Source organism: Streptomyces sp. cg40, from assembly GCF_050320165.1.
GTDB lineage: Bacteria > Actinomycetota > Actinomycetes > Streptomycetales > Streptomycetaceae > Streptomyces > Streptomyces hokutonensis.
This window is the reverse complement of the sequence record NZ_CP190128.1, coordinates 3,872,675-3,891,605: the sequence shown is the minus strand read 5'-3', so window position 1 is coordinate 3,891,605 and position 18,931 is coordinate 3,872,675. Positions and strand designations below refer to the sequence as shown.

The 18,931-nt window shown below is 70.0% G+C and carries 17 protein-coding genes and 2 tRNA genes; 12 read left to right on the top strand and 7 right to left on the bottom strand.

The annotated features are described in order from the left end of the window. The first annotated feature begins 17 nt into the window (after positions 1-17). The 4 genes from ACQHII_RS16995 (at position 18) to ACQHII_RS16980 (ending at position 3,851) form a co-directional block, all read left to right on the top strand. A complete protein-coding gene (locus ACQHII_RS16995; protein WP_201052424.1) occupies positions 18-614 on the top strand; it encodes a M48 metallopeptidase family protein in 597 nt (198 codons plus the stop codon). A gap of 114 nt (positions 615-728) precedes the next feature. Next, a complete protein-coding gene (locus ACQHII_RS16990; protein WP_427920094.1) occupies positions 729-2,387 on the top strand; it encodes a TerD family protein in 1,659 nt (552 codons plus the stop codon). Between the two features lie 11 nt (positions 2,388-2,398). Next, positions 2,399-3,079 (top strand): AIM24 family protein, encoded by a 681-nt coding sequence (locus tag ACQHII_RS16985; protein WP_427920093.1) that lies wholly within the window; start codon positions 2,399-2,401, stop codon positions 3,077-3,079. Positions 3,080-3,095: 16 nt separating this feature from the next. Then, entirely contained in the window at positions 3,096-3,851 is a 756-nt protein-coding gene (locus ACQHII_RS16980; protein ID WP_399114725.1) for an AIM24 family protein, read from the top strand. 55 nt (positions 3,852-3,906) lie between these two features. On the opposite strand, the gene ACQHII_RS16975 is transcribed toward ACQHII_RS16980, so the two are convergent. After that, positions 3,907-4,428: an NUDIX hydrolase gene (locus ACQHII_RS16975; RefSeq protein WP_427920092.1), complete on the bottom strand. Its 522-nt coding sequence runs from the start codon at positions 4,426-4,428 to the stop codon at positions 3,907-3,909. Beyond that, positions 4,425-5,837 carry a zinc-dependent metalloprotease gene (locus tag ACQHII_RS16970; protein ID WP_427920091.1) on the bottom strand — a complete coding sequence of 471 codons (1,413 nt, stop codon included), beginning with the start codon at positions 5,835-5,837 and terminating at the stop codon, positions 4,425-4,427. Before ACQHII_RS16970 ends, ACQHII_RS16975 begins: the two co-directional genes overlap by 4 nt. A gap of 192 nt (positions 5,838-6,029) precedes the next feature. On the opposite strand from ACQHII_RS16970, the gene ACQHII_RS16965 reads away from it, so the two are divergent. The 4 genes from ACQHII_RS16965 (at position 6,030) to ACQHII_RS16950 (ending at position 9,178) form a co-directional block, all read left to right on the top strand. Beyond that, positions 6,030-7,142: an SDR family oxidoreductase gene (locus tag ACQHII_RS16965; protein WP_427920090.1), complete on the top strand. Its 1,113-nt coding sequence runs from the start codon at positions 6,030-6,032 to the stop codon at positions 7,140-7,142. 105 nt (positions 7,143-7,247) lie between these two features. Further along, positions 7,248-7,709: a molybdenum cofactor biosynthesis protein MoaE gene (locus ACQHII_RS16960; RefSeq protein WP_427920089.1), complete on the top strand. Its 462-nt coding sequence runs from the start codon at positions 7,248-7,250 to the stop codon at positions 7,707-7,709. A 153-nt stretch (positions 7,710-7,862) separates the two neighbouring features. Then, positions 7,863-8,027 carry a hypothetical protein gene (locus tag ACQHII_RS16955; RefSeq protein ID WP_019072131.1) on the top strand — a complete coding sequence of 55 codons (165 nt, stop codon included), beginning with the start codon at positions 7,863-7,865 and terminating at the stop codon, positions 8,025-8,027. Between the two features lie 53 nt (positions 8,028-8,080). Further along, the gene (locus ACQHII_RS16950; RefSeq protein ID WP_427920088.1) at positions 8,081-9,178 is read left to right on the top strand and encodes a YlbL family protein; all 1,098 of its coding nucleotides are present in this window, start codon (positions 8,081-8,083) and stop codon (positions 9,176-9,178) included. Positions 9,179-9,269: 91 nt separating this feature from the next. Here the strand turns inward: ACQHII_RS16950 and ACQHII_RS16945 are convergent, their stop codons facing one another. Further along, the gene (locus ACQHII_RS16945) at positions 9,270-9,812 is read right to left on the bottom strand and encodes a PPA1309 family protein (RefSeq protein ID WP_427920087.1); all 543 of its coding nucleotides are present in this window, start codon (positions 9,810-9,812) and stop codon (positions 9,270-9,272) included. A 174-nt stretch (positions 9,813-9,986) separates the two neighbouring features. On the opposite strand from ACQHII_RS16945, the gene ACQHII_RS16940 reads away from it, so the two are divergent. The 4 genes from ACQHII_RS16940 (at position 9,987) to ACQHII_RS16925 (ending at position 15,490) form a co-directional block, all read left to right on the top strand. Further along, positions 9,987-12,941 carry a UPF0182 family protein gene (locus tag ACQHII_RS16940; protein ID WP_427925333.1) on the top strand — a complete coding sequence of 985 codons (2,955 nt, stop codon included), beginning with the start codon at positions 9,987-9,989 and terminating at the stop codon, positions 12,939-12,941. Between the two features lie 72 nt (positions 12,942-13,013). Continuing rightward, positions 13,014-13,087 (top strand) — tRNA-Met (locus ACQHII_RS16935). A gap of 206 nt (positions 13,088-13,293) precedes the next feature. Then, entirely contained in the window at positions 13,294-15,204 is a 1,911-nt protein-coding gene (locus tag ACQHII_RS16930; RefSeq protein WP_427920086.1) for a tetratricopeptide repeat protein, read from the top strand. 212 nt (positions 15,205-15,416) lie between these two features. Then, positions 15,417-15,490, top strand: a tRNA-Met gene (locus ACQHII_RS16925). A 48-nt stretch (positions 15,491-15,538) separates the two neighbouring features. Here the strand turns inward: ACQHII_RS16925 and ACQHII_RS16920 are convergent. The 4 genes from ACQHII_RS16920 to ACQHII_RS16905 all read right to left on the bottom strand — a co-directional run bounded on the left by ACQHII_RS16920 (position 15,539) and on the right by ACQHII_RS16905 (position 18,921). Beyond that, positions 15,539-16,684 carry an ABC transporter substrate-binding protein gene (locus tag ACQHII_RS16920; protein ID WP_427920085.1) on the bottom strand — a complete coding sequence of 382 codons (1,146 nt, stop codon included), beginning with the start codon at positions 16,682-16,684 and terminating at the stop codon, positions 15,539-15,541. Further along, positions 16,681-17,544, bottom strand: coding sequence for an ABC transporter permease (locus ACQHII_RS16915; RefSeq protein ID WP_427920084.1), 864 nt, complete (start codon positions 17,542-17,544; stop codon positions 16,681-16,683). The genes ACQHII_RS16920 and ACQHII_RS16915 overlap by 4 nt, the downstream gene beginning before the upstream one ends. Continuing rightward, positions 17,541-18,308: an ABC transporter ATP-binding protein gene (locus ACQHII_RS16910; RefSeq protein ID WP_427920083.1), complete on the bottom strand. Its 768-nt coding sequence runs from the start codon at positions 18,306-18,308 to the stop codon at positions 17,541-17,543. Before ACQHII_RS16910 ends, ACQHII_RS16915 begins: the two co-directional genes overlap by 4 nt. 196 nt (positions 18,309-18,504) lie before the next feature. Then, positions 18,505-18,921 carry a Fur family transcriptional regulator gene (locus ACQHII_RS16905; RefSeq protein WP_200689012.1) on the bottom strand — a complete coding sequence of 139 codons (417 nt, stop codon included), beginning with the start codon at positions 18,919-18,921 and terminating at the stop codon, positions 18,505-18,507. Positions 18,922-18,931 lie beyond the last annotated feature (10 nt).

The following is an 18,931-nucleotide window of genomic DNA, read 5'->3' as shown; positions in this document are numbered from 1 at the left end:
GAGGGTAACGTCATGGCGTGCCCGCCGACCCACTGCACAGCGCCGGAAAACCACAGCGCAGTACGACGAGCCAGCCGCCAAGCGGCTCGGGGGCGAGCGCGATCGAGGTTCGCAGGAGTGCGCGTCGGCGCAGAACGGTCTCCGCGTACCGCGAGGGCGATCGCACCGTCGTGCTGATCCCCGCCCGCATGTCCGAGGCGGAGGAGAAGCGCTGGGTCACCGTCATGCTCGACAAGCTGGCCGCCCAGGAAAGCAAACGCGTGCTCGGTGACACGGAGTTGGCCGAGCGCGCCGAGCGCCTGTCGGCCCAGTACTTCGACGGCCGCGCCCGGCCCACCTCGGTGCGCTGGGTCACCAACCAGAACACGCGCTGGGGGTCCTGCACGCCCTCCGAGGGCAGCATCCGGCTCTCCCACCGGCTTCAGGGCATGCCCGAGTACGTCGTCGACTACGTGCTGCTGCACGAGCTCGCGCATCTCCTGGTGCCCGGACACGGGCCGCGTTTCTGGCGGCTTCTGGAGGCGTATCCGCGCACCGAGCGGGCCAAGGGGTACCTCGAAGGCGTGGTCGCGGCCGAGCGGCTGCCCCATCCGCCGGGCGCCCGCGAGGAGTGACCGTCCCCTGTGGGGGATTGTGTACCGGGTCTGTACCGACTTACTCCGGTGTCGGAGATTGCCGTTAGCCTGACGCGACGCACATCGCATCGGGATGGGGGACGGTCGTTACGCATGGCCAGGGAATTCCAACGCGGCCACAAGGCCAAGATCAGTGACCTCACCGCGGGCACCGATCTGTACGTAGGCGTACAGATCACCGGCCTCGGGCTGACGTTCGACATCAGCTGCTTCGGTCTCGACGCCGAGGAACGGCTCTCGGACGACCGGTACTTCGTGTTCTTCAACCAGCCGAAGTCCCCCGAGGAGTCGATCCAGCTCCTGGGCGCCCAGGCGGGCGACGCCGAGTCCTTCCGGGTCACGCTCGACAAGATCCCGCCGCAGATCCACAAGCTGGCGTTCACGGCCACGATCGACGGCGCCGGGCAGATGTCCCAGATCGCCCCCGGGTACGTCCGGATCGTCGCGGGCGGCGAGGAAGTGGCCCGCTACTCGTTCAACGGTTCGGAGTTCACCACCGAGCGGGCCGTGATGCTGGGCGACTTCTACCTGAAGGACGTCTGGCGGTTCGCCGCCGTCGGTCAGGGCTTCGACGGCGGTCTCGAAGCGCTGCTGAAGAACTTCGGCGGCGAGGTCATGGAGGAAGAGGCTCCCGCCGCGCCGCAGCCGCAGTCCGGCGCTGCCCCGGGCTTCGCGCCGCCCGCGTTCGGCGCCCCGTCCGCACCGGCACCCGCACCGGCTCCCCAGCCGGTCGCGCAGGGCTTTGCGCCCCCGCCGGGCGCCACACCGCCCCCGGCCCCGGCACCCGCGCCCTCCGTGCACGCCGCGCCGACGATCATCGCCCCGATGACCCCGCCCGGCCCCGGAACCGTGCCGCCCCCGGGCCCCGTCCCCGCGCCCTACGGCCAGCCGCCCCAGCCGTACGGACAGCAGGCCCCCGGCCAGACCGCGCCGCTGCCTCCCGGGTACGGTCAGGCACCGCCGCCCCCGCCCGGCTACGGCCAGCCGCCCGCGCCTCCCGGCTACGGCCAGCAGCCGCCCGCCCCTCCCGGATACGGGCAGGTCCCGGCCCAGCCGGCCGCCTACGGAGTGCCCTCCGGCGCTCCCCAGGGCGCCGGTGTGTCGGCCGCGCTGCAGAAGTTCAAGGAGACGCCCACCGGCCAGCGCTGGACGCAGCAGAACAAGAAGCTGATTCGCGTCGACCTCGGCATCGGCGGCCAGCCCGTGCTGGCCCGCCAGGGCAGCATGGTGCTCTACCAGGGCAAGGTCGACTTCGGCTACAAGGGCGCCGGATTCGCCGGCCGGCTCGTCGGCAACGCGACCGGCCAGGAGATGCAGCTGATGCGCTGCACCGGCCAGGGCCAGGTGTTCCTCGCCGAGAACTCCACCAACCTGCACCCCGTCGAGCTCCAGGGGGACGCGATCTGTGTCTCCGCGGAGAACGTCCTCGCCTTCGACGAGAGCCTCCAGTACGAGGTCAGACGCATCGAGGGACACGGCATCCCCGGGGGCGCGCTGTTCACGATGCAGTTCCAGGGGACCGGCACCATCGTCGTGAAGACCCACGGTGAGCCCGTCGTCCTGCCGGTCACTCCGACCACGTTCGCCGACTGCAACGCCGTCGTCGCCTGGTCCGCCGCCGCCCAGGTGATCGTCTCCAGCCAGGTCCGGATGCGCCGCAACGCGTACCCCGGAGACACCGGCGAGAGCGTCAACCTGCAGTTCCGGGCCGCCCCCGGCAACTTCGTCGTCGTCCAGCCTTACGAGGTCTGAGGGAGCCCGTCATGAACCAGCCGCTCGCGGGCTATGCCCCCGCACCCGTCACCGCCCGTATGGAGAACCACGGCAACAACATGCTGAAGGTCGCCATGCAGACCGGAAGCGACCTCTTCGCGCGCGTGGGCTCGATGATCGCCTACGAGGGCTTCATCCAGTACGAGCCCAACCCGCCGGCCGTGCGCCAGATCGCGCGCGACTGGATGACCGGCGAGGGCGCGCCCCTGATGAAGTGCTCCGGGGACGGACTGCTCTACCTCGCCGACTACGGCGCCGACGTCGTCGTGATCAACCTCAACGGCGACGGGATCTCCGTCAACGCCACCAACCTGCTCGCCTTCGACACCTCCCTCACCTGGGGTGTGGAGCGCGTCAAGGGGCTCGCCAAGTTCGCCGGGCAGGGCCTGTGGAACACCAAGATCAGCGGCCAGGGGTGGGTCGCGCTGACCTCCCGCGGCAAGCCGATCGTCGTCGACTGCGGTGGCGGCGACGACGAGACCTACGTCGACCCGGACGCGCTCGTCGCCTGGTCCCCGAACCTCAAGGTGAAGGGCAAGCGCAGCTTCAAGGCGCAGTCGCTGATCGGCCGGGGCAGCGGGGAGGCCTACCAGATGGCCTTCTCCGGGCAGGGCATCGTCGTCGTCCAGCCCAGCGAGGACAGCACCGACCGTCTCCGGCTCCGGGGCTGAGGGGGGAAACGACACCATGCAGAGCCCGCTTTTCGCGTTCAACGACTCGCAGTCCCAGGACCGCTACAGCCTTCAGAACAAGCAGATGCTGCGCATCGTCCTGGAGGGCCACGACGACATCCTCGCCCGCAAGGGCACGATGGTCGCCTACCAGGGGCTCGTCGAGTTCGACGCCGAGTACCAGAACACCCGGCAGGCCTACGCGCGTGCGGCCACCGGCGAGGGCCTCAGCCTGATGCGCTGCCACGGGCAGGGCACGGTCTTCCTCGCCAACCTCGCCCAGCACATCCACGTAGTGGATGTGGAGCAGGACGGCCTCACCGTCGACAGCAGCTACGTCCTCGCGATGGACTCCTCGCTGCACCACGAGGTCATCGCAGTGGACAGCCAGTACGGCATCTCCGGCTCCGGGAAGTACCAGCTCAACATCACCGGCCGCGGCAAGGTCGCCCTGATGACCTCGGGCGCGCCGCTGATGATGCAGGTCACGCCCGACAAGTACGTCAACTGCGACGCCGACGCGATCGTCGCCTGGTCCACCGGCCTGCGCGTCCAGATGCAGGCCCAGACGCATTCCTCCGGGGTGTGGCGGCGCCGCGGCAACACCGGCGAGGGCTGGGAGCTGAGCTTCATGGGCAGCGGCTACGCGCTCGTTCAGCCCAGCGAACTTCTGCCGCCGCAGAACGCCGGCATCGGCCAGGGCCTCGCCGCGCAGTACGGCATGGGCCAGCACGGCGCCCACGCCCAGAACCAGGGCAACGCCTGGAGCTGAGCGTCCAACGGTCGAACGTAAGGGGCGCCCGCAGTTGCGGGCGCCTCTTACACGTTCACAGCCTGGCGCGCGTCGCCGCCAGCAGCCGTACGACCGACTCGTCGGCTACGGCCGCCACCTCGTCGTAGGCGAACCAGCGCAGGTCCAGCGACTCGTCGCTGATCTCCTGGACGGCGCCGGGCGGTGCCACGGCCGCGTACTGGACGTCGTAGTGGAAGTGGCAGGGTGCCGGGATGGGATGGAGGTCGAGGCGGACCGGGCCGCCCGGCAGCAGGGTGAGTCCGGTGATGCCGGACTCCTCCGCGGCCTCGCGCAGGGCCGCCTCCTCCAGCGAGGTGTCCTCCGGCTCGCAGTGGCCGCCCATCTGGAGCCACATCCGCAGCTTCTTGTGCAGGGTCAGCAGAACGCGACCCTGCTCGGGGTCGACCACCAGCGCGCTCGCCGTGACATGACCGGCGTGGCAGGACTTCCACATGCCGTCCGGGTGAGCGGCCAGGTGGTCCAGATAGGCCTGGCGCAGCTCCGTCTGGTCCTCGTAGCTCTTCAGTACGAGGACCGCGTCGTCGTGCAGGCTCACTCGGTGTCGTCGTCCTTCTTCAGGTCGGGCTTCTCGGCCGCCTCGCCGAGCAGCTTGTCCAGCTCGGAGAAGTCCAGCTGCTCGCGGTGCACGAAGCCGTCCGGGTCGTCCAGGTCGGAGGCCGTAGGCAGCATGTCCGGGTGGGCCCACAGACCGTCACGGCCGTCGACACCGCGCGCGTCCGTGAGCGAGGCCCACAGGCGGGAGGCGTCGCGCAGCCGGCGCGGGCGCAGCTCCAGGCCGATCAGCGTGGCGAACGTCTGCTCGGCGGGACCACCCGTGGCGCGACGGCGCCGCAGGGTCTCGCGGAGCGCGTCGGCGGACGTCAGACGCGGCTTCGCGGCGGCGTGGACCACTGCGTCCACCCAGCCCTCGACGAGCGCCAGAGCCGTCTCCAGACGGGCCAGAGCCGCCTTCTGCTCCGGCGTGTCCTCCGGCTGGAACATGCCCTGCTGAAGAGCGTCCTGGAGCTGCTCCGGGTTCTGCGGGTCGAACTGGCCGACCACGTCCTCCAGCTTGGCGGTGTCGACCTTGATCCCGCGCGCGTACCCGTCTACCGCGCCGTACAGGTGCGAGCGCAGCCACGGCACGTGTGCGAACAGGCGCTGGTGGGCGGCCTCGCGCAGGGCGAGGTAGAGCCGCACCTCGTCCTGGGAGATGCCCAGGTCCTTGCCGAAGGCCTCGATGTTCAGCGGCAGCAGCGCGGCCTTGCCGACCGGGCCGAGCGGCAGACCGATGTCGGTCGAGCCGACGACCTCGCCCGCGAGCACGCCCACGGCCTGCCCGATCTGCGTGCCGAACATGGCGCCGCCCATGGAGCGCATCATGCCGATCAGCGGGCCCGCCATGGCCTGCATCTCCTCCGGCAGGACATCGCCCATGGCCGCGCCGACACGCTCGGCGACCGGGTCCACGAGCTCCTTCCAGGCGGGAAGCGTCGCCTCGACCCACTCCGCGCGGGACCACGCCACGGCGGAGCCGGCACCGGACGGCAGCGAGGTCGCGTCGTCCAGCCACAGGTCGGCGAGGCGGACGGCCTCCTCGACCGCGCTGCGGTCGGCGGGGCCGATGCTCGCGTCCTTCGTGCCGTCCTGAGTGCCCTGGGAGACCGTCTGGCGGGCGATCTGCTTGGCCATGTCCCAGTTCACCGGGCCGCCCTCGTACGAGAGCATCTGGCCCAGCTGCTGGAACGCGGCGCCCAGGTCGTTGGGGTTCAGGGAACCGAACATGGCTGCGAGCGGATTGTCCGCACCGGGGCCGCCAAAGCCCCCGGCACCGGGCAGCCCGCCAAATCCGAACGGGTTGGCCGGTCCCTGACCACCACCGCTCTCCTGGTCCTTCTTCTTGCCCTTGTCGCCGTCGTCCGGCTCCTCCGGCGGAAGGCCGAATCCGAATGGGGTGTCACTCACGGGATTCCTCGGCTGTTAAGGCCGCCGGTTCTCTCCGACGGCACGACTGCCCTTCAACACCACCCAGCGTAGACACCGCGGGCCGATCGGGCCTCGGTGCTTCGCCGAGACCTGGCCTGCGGCAGGATGGATGCCACCTGGTCCGGACGCGTCACGCGCGTCCGTACTGAAGACAACCGCTGGAGACGCCCGGTGAGTTCCCCAGATCCGCAGGTTCGCGCAGCGCGAATCCACTCAACCAGTCCCGCCCTGCGCGGGCCCGTCGTCGCGGTCACCGGCGCCGCGTCCGGGATCGGGGCGCTCCTCACCGAGCGGCTCGCCGCGTCCGAGGAGATCAAGCAGGTCATCGCCATCGACGAGCGGCGCGGCGAGTGCGCGGCGGCCCAGTGGCACATCCTCGACGTGCGGGATCCGGCCATCGCGGAGAAGCTGCGCGGCGCCGACGTCGTCGTACATCTGGCGCTGGACCTCGATCTGGAGACCGATCCGGCCGCCCGTTCGGCGTACAACGTGCGGGGGACGCAGACCGTGCTGACCGCCGCCGCGGCGGCCGGGGTCCACCGGGTCGTGCTCTGCACCTCGGCGATGGTCTACGGAGCGCTGCCCGACAACGAACTGCCGCTCTCGGAGGACGCCGAACTGCGCGCCACAGCGGAGGCCACCGGTGTCGGCGACCTCCTGGAGGTCGAGCGGCTCGCGCGGCGCGCGCCCCGGGCACATCCCGGGCTCAACGTCACCGTCGTCCGCCCCGGAGTCCTCGTCGGCGGCACCGACACCGCGCTGACCAGGTACTTCGAGTCGCCCCGGCTGCTCGTGGTGGCCGGGTCGCGGCCCGCCTGGCAGTTCTGCCACGTCGAGGACCTGTGCAGCGCCCTGGAGTACGCCGTCCTGGAGAAGGTCGACGGGGAACTCGCCGTCGGCTGCGACGGCTGGCTGGAGCAGGAGGAGGTCGAGGAGCTCAGCGGTATCCGGCGCATGGAACTGCCCTCCGCGGTCGCGCTCGGCGCGGCGGCCCGGCTGCACCGGATCGGACTCACCCCGTCCCCGGCCGGCGACCTGGCGTACACGATGTACCCCTGGGTGGTCAGCGGGAGCCGGTTGCACGACGCGGGCTGGCGGCCCCAGTGGACCAACGAGGAAGTGCTCGCGCAGCTCCTGGAGGAGGTCGCCGGACGGCACACGGTCGTCGGACGACGGCTCGGCCGCAAGGACGCCACGGCGGCCGGTGCCGCGGGCGCGACGGTCGCACTGCTCGGCGCGGCGGCGGTCGTACGACGGGCGCGGAAGGCCCGGCGCCGGATCTGAGCAAGGCAGGGAACGACCTCCTGTAGGACGCTCCAAACAGGCACGCGCGTGTGCCTGGTGAAAGTGCTATTCCGCGCTGTCGGCGGGGTGCGGCACGATGGAGGCATGGCACCCACGATCGACCACCCCGGTGAGCAGGCCGCGCAGGATCCCGTCAAGCTGATCGGGATCCGGGAGACGCCGCTCTCCGTGGACGAGGTCTTCCGGGCCGTCGGGGACAACGCGGCCGGCGGGACGGCGCTGTTCGTCGGGACCGTGCGCAATCACGACGGCGGTGCCGACGTCGACCGGCTCGGGTACTCCTGCCACCCCAGTGCCGAGGCCGAGATGCGGCGCGTCGCCGAGAAGGTCGTCGCGGACTACCCGGTGCGGGCGCTGGCCGCCGTCCACCGGGTGGGGGAGCTCGGGATCGGGGACCTGGCGGTCGTCGTCGCCGTGTCGTGTCCCCACAGGGGCGAGGCCTTCGAAGCGTGTCGGAAGCTGATCGACGATCTCAAGCACGAGGTGCCGATCTGGAAGCACCAGCAGTTCTCCGACGGCACCGAGGAGTGGGTCGGCGCCTGCTGATGCCGGCCCGCCGCGCCTGCTGATGCGCACTCACGTACTTCTCACCCGCCCTCCGGTTGCGTAACCGCCCCCCTGCCACGAGCGTTGTCAGTGGGCCTGGCTAATCTGCTGATCAGGCAGTCGAGTTCACTTGTCCGGGGTTGGGAGGTCGGCATGGCGGCACTCGCGTGGTTGTTGATTCCGCTGGTGGCTGCGATAGGCGCCGGTCTGTGGGGCAGCTGGGCCAACAGGACCCGCAAGGTGCGCAGCGACGGTCCGGAACTGGACGGCTATGCCCGCTTCCGCGAGGCGATGGACAAGTCCCACTCCGGCACCTGAACCGAAGGCGGCCCTGACGGTGCGCTGACAGATGCGTCCCGTACTGTCGTGCCATGCCACGCCGCACCGCGACGATGCTCGCCTCCACCCTGATGCTGATCGCGCTCCTGTGCGCGGGAGTCCTCATCAACGTCCCGTATTCGGAGATGTCACCGGGCCCGACGGTGAACACGCTCGGGGACCACGACGGCGAGCCGGTGCTGCAGATCACCGGGCGCAAGACCTACCCGACGACCGGTCACCTGAACATGACGACGGTCCGGGTCACCAGCGCCGACTACAACATGAACCTCATCGAGGCCGTGTACGGCTGGCTCGCCCACGACGACAAGGTCGTCCCGCACGACACGCTGTACCCGGACGGCAAGACGGAGCAGCAGTCGACCCAGGAGAACGCCGAGGAGTTCAGCCAGTCCCAGGAGAGCGCCAAGGTCGCCGCCCTGGACCAGCTGGGTATCCCGGTGAAGTCCTGGGTGATCGTCTCGACGGTCCTCAAGGACTCCCCGGCCGAGGGCAAGCTGCACGCCGGTGACGTGATCAAGGCCGTCGACGGTACGACGGTCAAGCAGCCCGACGACGTCGCGAAACTGGTCACCAAGCACAAGCCGGGCCAGAAGGTCGTGTTCACGATCGTGTCGGCCAAGGACCAGGCCGCCGCGGTGAAGGCGAACAAGACGGCGACAGCTACGAAGGACATCACGATCACCACCGCGACCTCTGACGACACCGGCGCCAAGCGCGCCATCGTCGGCATCTCCGCCGGAACCGATCACACGTTCCCGTTCACCATCGACATCAAGCTGGCCGACGTCGGCGGCCCCAGCGCCGGCCTGATGTTCGCGCTCGGCATCTACGACAAGCTCACCCCGGGCGACCTCACCGGCGGCAAGTTCGTGGCCGGCACCGGCACCATCGACGACACCGGCAAGGTCGGCCCGATCGGCGGCATCTCGATGAAGACCGTCGGCGCGCGCAGCAAGGGCGCCCAGTACTTCCTGACGCCCGCCGAGAACTGCGCGGAGGCCGCCAAGGACACCCCCAGTGGCCTCAGGCTCGTCAAGGTGAACACCATCAAGGACGCGATCAGCGACCTCAAGCTGATCAACAGCGGCAAGACCGCCGACCTCCCGAAGTGCAGCACCAAGAGCTGAACGAGCTCCTTCTTTAAGAAGGCCTCGCGTACGACTCCGGGGGCGCCCTCAGGCCGAGAGCGCCCCCGGAGCCGTACGAGAAGACAGGACGTCAGTCCTCGAAGGTCGCCGACAGGGCCTCCGCGAGGCCCGGGACGAGGGCGCCGCCGGTGAGGACCTCCGTGGGGGAGTCCTTCTCGCGCAGCCGCAGGGCCGAGTCGCGGGTGCCGTCGCGCAGGACCGCGACCGTCATCCGGACCTCCTGGCGGTCCGGGTGCTGGGCGACCCACTGGGCGAGCTTCTTCTCGGTGAGGCCGTCCGGGACGGAGGCCTCGGCGGACGGCGGCAGCATCAGCCGCTCGACGGTCAGCGCGCAGCCGGCCACCGCGTCGGGCCAGGCGATCGTGCCGAGGAACTCGTCCAGCGGCTTTCCGGCCGGGATCTCCTCCTGCTCGATCGGGGTGAGACCGGTGGTCTCGGGCTCGTCCCGCAGGCCGAGTTGGGCCGCGAGACCGGGCTCCTGGGCCCGCAGTCGCGCGGTGTCTACGAGGGCGAAGAGGCGAGCGGGCTGGTCCCAGCCGAGGCCGGAGGCGTACTCGTCGATCTCCAGTACGGCCCGGGTGAGGGGGTTCGCTGCCATGGGAGTGTTGGACATGGTCACAATCCTGCCTCGTTCATGGCCGGAATCGGGAACCGAGTAAACGGTGAGTAAGTTGCATAGGTGTGGGCCCGCGATCACGCGGGGCTACGGACGGTCCGCGAACCCGGGGGCCTGACGCAACGACAGCGATCAACAGCGAACTTCGAGGTGCGCACCTTGGCTTTCCAGATGCCGGACCGCGGCGGAGGCCCGCAAGGGCCGCGGATCAGAGTGGGCCGCCCCTCCCGGCGGGTCCGGACTTTGCTCATGACACTGGGCGTCCTTGCCGTACTCGGCATGGCGTTCACGATGTTCGCGGGCTTCTGGACGGACTGGCTCTGGTACCGGTCGGTGCATTACTCGTCCGTGTTCACCACCACCCTCTCGACCAAGATCGGCCTGTTCTTCGTCTTCGGCCTGCTCATGGCGGCCGCGGTCGGGGTGAACATCTGGCTGGCGCACCGACTGCGCCCGCCGCTCAGCGCCATGTCGATGGAGCAGCAGAGCCTCGACCGCTACCGCATGGGCATCGCGCCGTACAAGAAGTGGCTGCTGCTGGCGATCACCTCTCTTGTCGGGCTGATCGCGGGCGCCTCGGCGTCCAGTCAGTGGCGGGTCTGGCTGATGTGGGTCAACGGCGTGCCCTTCCACCAGAAGGACCCGCAGTTCCATCTCGACGTCTCCTTCTACGCCTTCGACCTGCCCTGGTACCGCTTCCTGCTCGGCTTCGGCTTCGCCGCCGCGATCCTCTCGCTGCTGGCCGCCGCGCTGACGCACTACCTGTACGGCGGGCTGCGCATCACCAGCCCGGGGGCGCGCGCCACGGCCGCCGCCACCGGCCATCTGTCGGTGCTGCTCGGCATCTTCGTCGCCCTCAAGGCGGTCGCCTACTGGCTCGACCGCTACGGACTCGCGGTCAAATCCAGCGACTTCAAGGCGACGGGTGACTGGACGGGCCTCAGATACGTCGACGCGAACGCGTATCTGCCGGCCAAGACGATCCTGTTCTGCATCGCCGTCATCTGCGCGCTGCTGTTCTTCGCCACCTTGTGGCGGCGCACCTGGCAGCTGCCCGTCATCGGCTTCGGCCTGATGGTGCTCTCCGCGATCCTCATCGGCGGCCTGTACCCGGCGATCGTCCAGAAGTTCACGGTCCAGCCCAACGAGCAGGCCAAGGAAGCCCCGTACGTCCAGAAGAACCTGAAGGCGACGCGCGAGGCCTACGGCATCGACGACACCAAGGTCACGGAGTACTCGGGGACGAGCACCACCAAGGACAAGACCAAGCTCCGCGCGGACGTCGACTCCACGGCGAGCATCCGGATCGTGGACCCGAACGTCGTGTCGCCCACGTTCCAGCAGCTCCAGCAGATCAGGAACTACTACGCGTTCCCGACCAACCTGGATGTCGACCGCTACAGCGAGGACGGCAAGGACCAGGACACGGTCATCGGGCTGCGCGAGCTGAACCTCAACGGCATCCCGAAGAACAACTGGATCAACGACCACTTCCGCTACACGCATGGCTACGGCGTGGTCGCAGCCAAGGGCACCGAGGTCGACTCCGAGGGCCGCCCGGTCTTCACCGAGTCCGATCTGCCCTCCACGGGTGAGCTCGGCAAGTACGAGCAGCAGATCTACTACGGCGAGAAGACCACCACGTACTCGATCGTCGGCGGTCCCCAGAAGGAGATCGACTACTCCGACGACAGCGGTGAGAAGACCACCAGCTACAAGGGCAAGAGCGGGGTCAACCTCTCCAACCCGCTCAACCGGGCCGCGTACGCGGTGGCGTTCAACGAGCCGCAGATCCTCTACTCCGGTGCCATCGGCGAGGGTTCGCGGATCCTGTACAACCGCACGCCCAAGGAGCGCGTCGAGGCGGTCGCGCCCTGGCTGACCATCGACGGCGACGCCTACCCGGCGGTCGTGGACGGCCACATCCAGTGGATCGTCGACGCGTACACCACGAGCAACGGCTACCCGTACGCCTCCCGGACGACCCTCGGGGACACCACGGCCGACTCGCTCACCGCGACCAACAACAACCGCGCGGTGGTGGCCCAGCAGAACCAGGTCAACTACATCCGCAACTCGGTGAAGGCGACCGTCGACGCGTACACCGGGCAGGTCAAGCTCTACCAGTGGGACACCGAGGACCCGGTCCTGAAGACCTGGATGAAGGCGTTCCCCGGCACGGTCGAGCCCAGGTCGGACATCTCGGCCTCGCTGATGGCCCATCTCCGGTACCCGCAGGACCTGTTCAAGGTCCAGCGCGAACTGCTCACCCGCTACCACGTGACGGACGCCCAGACGTTCCTCAGCGGCAGCGAGGTGTGGCAGGTGCCGGACGACCCGACCAACAAGTCGGGCAGCGCGGTGCCGCCGTACTACCTGAGCATGAAGATGCCGGACCAGAGCGCGCAGGCGTTCTCCCTGACGACGACGTTCACGCCGAACGGGAGAGACAACCTCAGCGCCTTCATGGCGGTCGACTCCGAGGCGGGCAGCCCCGACTACGGCAAGATCAGAATCCTGAAGCTGCCGACCAGCACGACCGTCGGCGGGCCCAAACAGGTGCAGAGCGCCTTCAACTCCCAACAGGACATCGCCGAATCCATCAAGCTACTCAAGGGCGGCGACTCCGACATCGAGTACGGCAACCTGCTGACGGTGCCGCTCGACGGAGGACTGCTGTACGTGGAGCCCGTCTACGTACGCGGTGGTGGACTCAAGTACCCGCTCCTGCGCAAGGTGTTGGTGGCCTACGGCAACAAGACCGCGTTCGAGGACACGCTGGACGAGGGGCTCAACAAGGTCTTCGGGGCGGAGACTTCGACCACTCCACCGGATACGGGGACGACCACTCCACCGACCTCCAGCAATCCGACGGTCCAACAGGCCCTGACCGACGCCCAGAAGGCCTTCGACGCGGGCCAACAGGCCCTGAAGAAGGGCGACTGGGAGGCGTACGGGCAGGCGCAGAAGGATCTGCAGGCCGCGCTGAAGCGGGCCGAGGACGCGCAGGCCGCGGCTGAGAAGAGCAGCGGCAGCGACAAGAGCAGTAGTCCGAGTCCGAGCAGCAGCCCGAAGGCAAGCAGTAGTCCGAGTGCCAGCAGCAGTCCGAGCAGCGCGAGCGGTTAGCGCAGCTCGGACGGCAGTTGATCACTAGGTCAGAGGCCCACCCCGCACCGTGGTACGGTTGCAGCACAACGGCGCGGGGTGGAGCAGCTCGGTAGCTCGCTGGGCTCATAACCCAGAGGTCGCAGGTTCAAATCCTGTCCCCGCTACTGATCGCGAAGGCCCGGATCCTTTCAAGGATCCGGGCCTTCGCGCTGTGCGAACGCATGTGCCGACGAGGGTGACGGCCGTGCCGCCCGGGGGACTTGGTGGAACCGTGTTTCGCTTGTCTCTCTGTGGGCATGTCGACAAAACGCTGTAGAGACCTCACTGGCTGCGGTATACCAGGTGTACCCAGGTTGCAGGTGGTGCGACGATGGACGTTATGGGGGACAAGGCAACTCTGTTGGATACAGGGCGTTTTGTGCAGCCTTCCGACCGGGACGAGACCGGTGAGGGGGAGGCTGTCGACGAGGCACGCACACGGCTCGCCGCACAGGCCGGCGACGTCGAGGCGACGAGTGTCCTCGGAGCGATGCTGCTGCGCCGCGGTGATCTCGACGGAGCCGAGCCCCTGCTGCGTGCCGCCACCGCCGAGGGCGACCGGGCCGCGGCCAACAACCTGGGTGTCCTCCTGCACCAGCGCGGATACGCCGACGAGGCCGCCGGATGGTGGCGGATCGCCGCCGTGGCCGGTTCCGCCGCCGCCGCGCACGCGCTCGGCCGGTTCCACCGCGAGCGCGGCGACGAACCCGCCGCCGAGTACTGGCTGCGCCAGTCCGCCGAGCAGGGCCACGCACTCGGCGCGTACGCCCTCGCCGACCTGCTGGAGCACCGCGGGGACGGCGCGGCCGAGCAGTGGATGCGGTCCGCCGCGGAGCGCGGGCACCGCGAGGCCGCGTACCGGCTGGCGCGTGCGCTTGACCGGCGGGCGCCGCACGAGGACGAGTACGGGGCTGGGCACGGGATCGGGGACGGGAACAGGGCCGGAGGCCGGGACAGGGGCGTCGGCGCGGACTCGGGCGACGCTGGTGCCGCATCGGCTTCCGCCGTCCCCGCGGGCTCTGCGGGCTCTGTTCCCGGGAACGAAGCCGAGCAGTGGTACCGGCAGGCCGCCGCCCGTGGGCATCAGCGGGCCGCGCTGCAACTCGGGGCGATCCTGGAGAAGCGGGGCGAGCTCAAGGAGGCCGGGCGCTGGTATCTGACGTCCGCCAAGGACGGCGAGGCCCGTGCCGCCTGCGCGCTCGGGTTCCTGCTGCGCGACGCCGGCGACACCGAGAGCGCCGCCGTGTGGTGGCTGCGCGCTGCCCAGGACGGCGACGGCAACGCGGCCAACGCGCTGGGCGCGCTGCACGCCGAGCGCGGCGAGACCCAGACCGCCGAGCGCTGGTACCGCGCCGCGATGGACGCCGGTGACGTGAACGGCGCGTACAACCTCGGGCTGCTCTGCGCCGAGCAGGCGCGTACCGCGCAGGCCGAGCAGTGGTACCGCCGCGCGGCCTACGCGGGACACCGCGAGGCGGCCAACGCGCTCGCCGTGCTGCTGCTCCAGGGCGGCGACGCGACCGGTGCCGAGCCGTGGTTCTCCAAGGCGGCCGAGGCCGGCAGCGTGGACGCGGCCTTCAACCTGGGGATTCTCTTCGCCGGGCGCGGCGAGGAGGCCGTCGCGCTGCCCTGGTACGAGCGGGCCGCTGCCGCCGGGCACACCGAGGCGGCGCTCCAGGTCGGGATCGCCCGGCTGCGGGACGGCGACGAGAGGGAGGCCGAACGGCATCTGCGGTGCGCCGCCGGCGGGGGGAGCGCGGAGGCGGCGTACCGGCTGGCCTCGGTGCTCGACGCGCGGCGGCCGCCGACGCCCGCGCACGAGCTGGGTGAGCAGGTGCATGAGAAGACCGAGTGCGAGGAGTGGTACGAGCGGGCGGCCTCGCAGGGGCACCGGCGGGCACAGGTGCGGGTCGGGATGCTGTCCGCCGCGCGCGGGGATGTCGTCGAGGCGGCTCGGTGGTACCGGGAGGCGGCCGAGGCCGGATCGCGCAACGGGGCCTTCAATCTTGGACTGTTGCTGGCTCGGGAGGGGAGTGAGCCGGAGGCGGCGGTGTGGTGGGCGCGGGCCGCTGACGCGGGGCACGGTCGGGCTGCGTTGCGGCTGGCGCTGGTTTACGCGCGTCGTGGGGAGCTGGCGGAGGGGCAGCGGTGGGCTGATCGAGCCGTGTCGCTGGGGCCGGCGGAGGTGTCGGAGCGGGCGGCTCGGTTGCGGGATGCGCTGCGGCAGGAGCTGACGGCGTAGGGGGGGGGGTGCTTTTCGCCCCCGCCGCCCCTGCCCGTCCCGTCCCTGGGGGCTGCCGCCCCCAGGCCCCCGCTTCGGCCTGGACGGCCTCGTCCTCAAACGCCGGACGGGCTGGAGGATGCCCGCCTGGGCTCAGAAGCGAAGGGCTTTGACCTGCGCTGTTAAACGATTTGCTTCTCTTGGTGCGACTGACGTAGTGTCGTGTTTACCGACGCGGGGTGGAGCAGCTCGGTAGCTCGCTGGGCTCATAACCCAGAGGTCGCAGGTTCAAATCCTGTCCCCGCTACTGAAGGCCGAGGGCCGGAACCCGAAAGGGTTCCGGCCCTCGGTGTTTCTACGGCTGGTGGCCGACCGCTTCCTCGTAGAGGGAGTGGTCCACGGTTCGTGACTCCGGGAGCGCGGCTCCCTTGGACACGCCCGCCGCCTTGTACGCGGCTTGCAGGCGCGTGGTCGTCCCTGCGCGGATCTCCCAGTCCATCGTGAGCGACGGGGTCGACTTCAGGACCGTCTCGTCCGTCTTCAGGAGTTTCGCCAGGTACGAGACGAAGGCGGGGTCGGTCTTGTAGTCGCCCGCGAAGTACGTGTTCACCGTGCGGATGTAGGCCCGCAGGAGGGCCACGCCGGCGTCCACGTCGTCGTGCAGGAGGCTGCGGCCGTACAGCATGCCGCCCAGGGGCTCGCCGAGGGGCTGGCCGCCCAGGAAGGCGTACGCGGGGTTGTCGTCGACCTTGCGCCAGACCGGGTCCAGGAGCCACGCGGAGTCGACGCCGCCGTTCTGGAGCGCGGTGAGGACGTCGGCCGAACCGAGCTGCTGGTACTGGATCTTGTCGAGGCCGCCGCCGTGGGTCGCGAGGGCCTTCTCCATGGGGTACGCGATCACCGAGCCCTTGCCGATCATCGTGCCCATCCTGCGGCCCGCCATCCGGACGTCCGCCGCCGCCTCACCCTGCTTCAGCTTCACCCACAGACCGCTCTTGGACTCGGGGTCGGGCGAGAAGTTCCCGGCGACCCACTTGATGTCGAAGCCGCCCTTGATCCCGTTCATGACGGCCGCCTCCGGGGCCGCCCACATCGCGTCGATGTCCCCCTTGGCGAGGAGGGGGAGCGCGTCCGGGGTCGGCAGCACCTTGAGGGTGACGTCCAAGCCCTCCTTCTTGAACTCGCCCTTGTCCAGGGCGACTTCGAGCGGGGCCACGTACTCCGCGCTCAGCGTTCCCGTCGCGATCGTCAACTTCGTGGTTTTGGACTGGGGTTGAGGGGCGGGGGTGAGCGGCTCGCAGCGGGCCGGGGTGCGGGTGGGGGAGAGGTCCGCCGGGTCCGTCCAGGACGCGGCGCCGCAGCCGGTCACCGGCTTGACCGTGCGGTTGCCCGCGGCCGCCGTGGCCGAACTCCCCGAGTCGTCCGCGTACTTGGACGAACAGCCCGCCGACGCCAGCACCGCCGCCACGACGACCACCACACCGTACGTACGACGTCTCACGACTGCCCCCGTCCTCGGTCCCTCGGTGCCCACGGTGTGAGCAACCGGCCCGCCACGCGCACCAGTTCGGAGAAGACGACTCCCAGGACCGCGACGCACACGATGCCGACGAACATCACGTCGTTCTGGAACAGCGCGCGGGAGTCGAAGATCAGATGGCCCAGGCCGTTCGTCGCGGCGATCTGTTCCGAGGCGACGATGACGAGCACGGCCACGCCCGCCGCGATCCGCGCGCCCACCAGGACCGCGGGGAGCGAGGCGGGGAGGAGGACATGGCGGAACATCTGCCAGGGAGAGGCGCCGAAGACCTGGCCCGCGTCGCGGTGGCCGGAGGGGATCGCGACGACCGCCGACATCGTCGAGATCCACACGAAGAAGAACACCGTGGCGGCCACCAGGGCCAGTTGGGGGCCCTCGCCCAGGCCGAACATGTTCAGGAAGACGGGCAGCAGGGCCAGTTTCGGTACGACGTACAGGGCGTCCAACAGCGGTTCCAGCGCGGCCCGTACGAGCGAGAGGGAGCCCATCAGCAGGCCCAGGGCGTAGCCGGCCGCCGTCCCGATCGCGTAGCCGCCCAGGACGCGCCGGGTGGTGGCCCACACGTCCGGCCACAGGTCGCCCGCGGTGGCCCGGTCCCAGCCGTCGGAGAAGATCGTGGAGGGGGCCGGGTAGACACGGGGGTCGATCCAGCCCTGGGTGGCGGCCAGTTGCCACCAGAGGATGAGGGCGAGCGGTACGGCGACGGCGAGGGACAGTTCCAGTGCGCGCCGGCGGCGGTGGGTGCGTACGGGATGGAGTTCGTGCGGGCCGGGGCGCCGGACCAGGACCGCGTCCTCGCGGCCGGGAGCGATCGTCGTCATGCGGGCACCGCCTCCTTGCGCAGCAGCTCCCACAACTCGCTTTTCAGGGCGGTGAATTCGGGGGTGTCGCGGATGTCGCCGGTGCGTGGGCGCGGGAACGGCGGACGGTGCTCGGCGATGATCCGGCCCGGGCGCGCGGACATCACCAGCACGCGGTCACCGAGCACGAGCGCCTCCTCCAGACTGTGTGTGATGAAGAGGGTGGTCGTGCGCAACGCCTGGGTGAGGTCGAGGAGTTCGTCCTGGAGGATCGTGCGGAGCTGGGCGTCCAGAGCGGCGAACGGCTCGTCCATCAGCAGGAGTTCGGGTTCTACGGCGAGTGCGCGGGCGATGGCGACGCGTTGCCGCATGCCGCCGGAGAGGGTCGCGGGGTAGGCGTCCGCGAAGTCGGCGAGGCCCATGCGGGTCAGCCACTCGTCGGCGCGGGCGTTGGCTTCGCGGCACGGTACGCGCTGGACGTCCAGGCCGAAACGGACGTTGGCGCGGACCGACTTCCAGTCGTAGATGCCGTAGTCCTGGAAGATCATGGCCGCCGGGCGCGGGCTGGACGTGCGGATCTCCAGGGTGCCCGTGCTGGGGCGCAGGAGACCCGCCGCGATGCGCAACAGGGTGGATTTGCCGCAGCCGGACGGCCCGACCAGGCAGACGAACTCGCCCGGCGCGACGGTGAGTTCGAGCGGGCCGAGGGCGTGGACCTGGTGCGGGGCGCGGCCGAAGGCGCGGGTCAGTCGGGTGGCCTGGAGTTTTGGGTGCGGGTCTCCCACGGTTGCTCCTCGCGGAGTTCGGTACGGGTGTCGGTCCGGGGGGTGGGGAGTGCCGCACGACGATATGACGGACCGTCAGATTCGGGAAGGCTGTACGCGACATGAGTCCGTGGACAGCGCAAAGCCCCGGTGGCCGCCTGCTGCGGTACCGGGGCTCGCGAAGGGACTTGCTGCGCGGACCTGCCGCGCGGACCTGCTACGCGCTAGCGCAGTTCGGGCACAGTCCGCGGTACGTCACCTCGACGTCCGAGACCGTGAAGCCGAAGCGCTCCGAGTCGGGGAGGTCGGCGAGGGGGTTGCCGCCCGGGTGGACGTCGCGGATCTGGCCGCAGTTCGCGCAGACGAGGTGGTGGTGCGGGCTGTGCGCGTTCGGGTCGTAGCGCTTGGCGCGCTTGTCCGTGGCCACTTCGAGGACCTCGCCGAGGGAGACCAGCTCGCCCAGCGTGTTGTAGACCGTCGCCCGGGAGATCTCGGGGAGCTTGGCCACGGCGCGGGAGTGGACCTCGTCGGCGGTCAGGTGGACGTGGTCGCCGTCGAGCACTTCGGCCACGACGCGCCGCTGGGCGGTCATCCGCCATCCGCGTCCGCGCAGCCGCTCCAGAAGGTCACTCATGCAGGCCAGC